General features: G+C 64.9%; 3 protein-coding genes. 2 read left to right on the top strand and 1 reads right to left on the bottom strand.

Features of this window, described 5'->3' with window-relative positions; genetic code table 11:
- Positions 1–322 (bottom strand): LexA family transcriptional regulator (locus G1E_RS29365; protein ID WP_047149791.1); only part of this gene is annotated, 322 nt, incomplete at its 3' end.
- A gap of 92 nt (positions 323–414) precedes the next feature.
- On the opposite strand from G1E_RS29365, the gene G1E_RS09770 reads away from it, so the two are divergent.
- Positions 415–1077 (top strand): HAD family phosphatase, encoded by a 663-nt coding sequence (locus G1E_RS09770; protein WP_009682716.1) that lies wholly within the window; start codon positions 415–417, stop codon positions 1075–1077.
- A 60-nt stretch (positions 1078–1137) separates the two neighbouring features.
- A complete protein-coding gene (locus tag G1E_RS09765; RefSeq protein WP_009682715.1) occupies positions 1138–2049 on the top strand; it encodes a LysR substrate-binding domain-containing protein in 912 nt (303 codons plus the stop codon).
- Positions 2050–2126 lie beyond the last annotated feature (77 nt).

Genomic DNA, 2126 nt, shown 5'->3' with positions numbered 1-2126 from the left:
CGAGCAGCAACTGCTCGTGGATGCCCAGGTCCGGGCCGATCGGGGCGCCTGCCGCCACTTGGCCGAGCACCGGGACTTCGAGCATTTCTGGCCGGCGCAGGGGGTCGGCCAGGCGAATGCCCCGCGCCTGGTTGGGGGTGACATCGATATAACCCGCCTGACACAGGGCGGTGATGTGTTTGCGCGCGACGCTGCGCGAGGCAAAACCGAAGCGCGTGGCGATGTCCGCCAGGCTCGGCGGCTGCCCGTGGTCGCTGATGCGCTCGCGGATGAAGTCGAAAATGGCGCGGCGTTTGGGGGTAAGGTTATTCATGGAGCACATTTGTACTCCTTTCGCCGCGTGCTGAACAGACCCCTTCGTCGTCTGCATTGGTTATGATCCCCCGGCTTGTGTTTTTCTGAACGGGATACCCCATGCTCACCGCCCTGCTGTTCGACCTCGACGGAACCCTTACCGACACCGACAGCCTGCACTTGCAGGCCTTTCGCCAACTGCTGCGTGACCATGACGGCCGCGAGCTGAGCCAGGCCCAGTTCGAGGCCCAGGTCAGCGGCAGGGCCAATGGCGAGCTGTTCGCCGAACTGTTCCCCGGCGCCAGTACCGAACAGTGCGCCAGGCTGGCCGACCGCAAGGAAGCCTTGTTCCGGGAGATGTCGCCGGCGTTGCAGCCCATGCCAGGCCTGCTGCGCCTGCTGGAGCATGCCCAGGCCCACGCCATCGGCATGTGCGTGGTCACCAACGCGCCGCGGCTCAATGCCGAGCACATGCTCGCTGCCATGGGCTTGGCCCAGCGCTTCGAGCATGTGGTCGTGGCCGACGAGCTGGCCCGGCCCAAACCCGACCCGCTGCCCTACCTTACCGGGCTGCAGCGGCTGGGCGCCGCGGCCGGGCAGGCGCTGGCTTTCGAGGACTCCTTGCCGGGGGTGGCTGCAGCCACTGCGGCCGGTATCTTTACCGTCGGCGTAGCCACCACGCAAACGCCTGAGCGGTTGCGGGCAGCGGGGGCACAGTTGGTCATCGCTGATTTCAACGACGCCCAGTTGTGGGCATTGCTCGAGCAACGCCAGCGCGCTTGATCCTCGACAGCACCATTGAAGCCCTAGCCATCCCAACCACCGCGCTGCCCAGGCCACCCCATGCTGATCGACGAAGAACTCACCCTGAAAAAGCTGGAAACCTTCCTCGCCTTCATGCGCAGCGGCAACCTCAGCCGCGCTGCCGCCGAACTGTGCACCAGTTCGGTCAGCGTGCACCGTGCCATCCATTCGCTGGAAAGCGCCCTGCGCTGCGCCCTTTTCAAGCACGAAGGCCGGCAGCTTATTCCGCTGGAAAGCGCCTACGTACTGGAAAAGAAAGCCCGCCTGCTGATCCAGGACGCCGAGCAGATGGTGCGCCAGACCCGCGAAGCTGCCGGCTTCTATGCCGAGCGCTTTCGCCTGGGCGCGCTGTACTCGCTAACGGTAAAAACCGTGCCCAAGCTGGTGATGGGGCTTAAGCTGCGGCGCAGCGAACTGAACATCGACCTCACCCTGGGCTCCAACCTCGACCTGCTGCAGCGCCTGAAAAACCATGAACTGGAGGCCATTCTCGTCTCCCTGGACGAGAGCGTCAGCGACCCGGCCTGCGAACAACTGCCGCTGTTTTCCGACGACATCTTCCTCGCCGTACCTACTGATTCCCCCTTCGCCGAGCAGGCCGAGGTGGACCTGGCCGACCTGGCCGACTCCACCTTCATCACCCTGACCCAAGGGTTTGCCACACACCGCGATGGCGCCCGGGTCTTCCAGCAAGCCGGCTTCGAGCCAAAGGTCGCCATGCAGGTCAACGACATCTTCACCCTGCTGAGCATGGTCAGCTCGGGCGTGGGCTTTGCCCTGCTGCCGGGGCGCATCGCGGCCGTCTACGAAAACCGCGTCAGGCTGATAGCCCTGCAGCCGCAGTACCGTTTGCAGCAGCATATCGGCGTGGTGTTTCTGAAGGCGCGGGAGCGGGAGCCGAACCTGCTGGCCTTGCTGGCGGAATGCCGGATGTACAGCCTGGAGCGCTAGGTTGTTGCACTGGCACCGATGAAGGGCGGCACCAGGAGCGTAGTGCTGTCCACTTGAGCAGTTGGGGCCGCTCCGCG

This window comes from Pseudomonas sp. TJI-51 (genome assembly GCF_000190455.2).
GTDB classification, from domain to species: Bacteria; Pseudomonadota; Gammaproteobacteria; order Pseudomonadales; family Pseudomonadaceae; genus Aquipseudomonas; species Aquipseudomonas juntendi.
This window is presented reverse-complemented; position numbering and strand designations above follow the sequence as displayed.

What these genes read in the sequence shown, in the direction of transcription:
- G1E_RS09765 (WP_009682715.1), top strand. Translation starts at nt 1,138, where the DNA reads ATGCTGATCGACGAAGAACTCACCCTGAAAAAGCTGGAAACCTTCCTC.
- G1E_RS09770 (WP_009682716.1), top strand. Translation starts at nt 415, where the DNA reads ATGCTCACCGCCCTGCTGTTCGACCTCGACGGAACCCTTACCGACACC.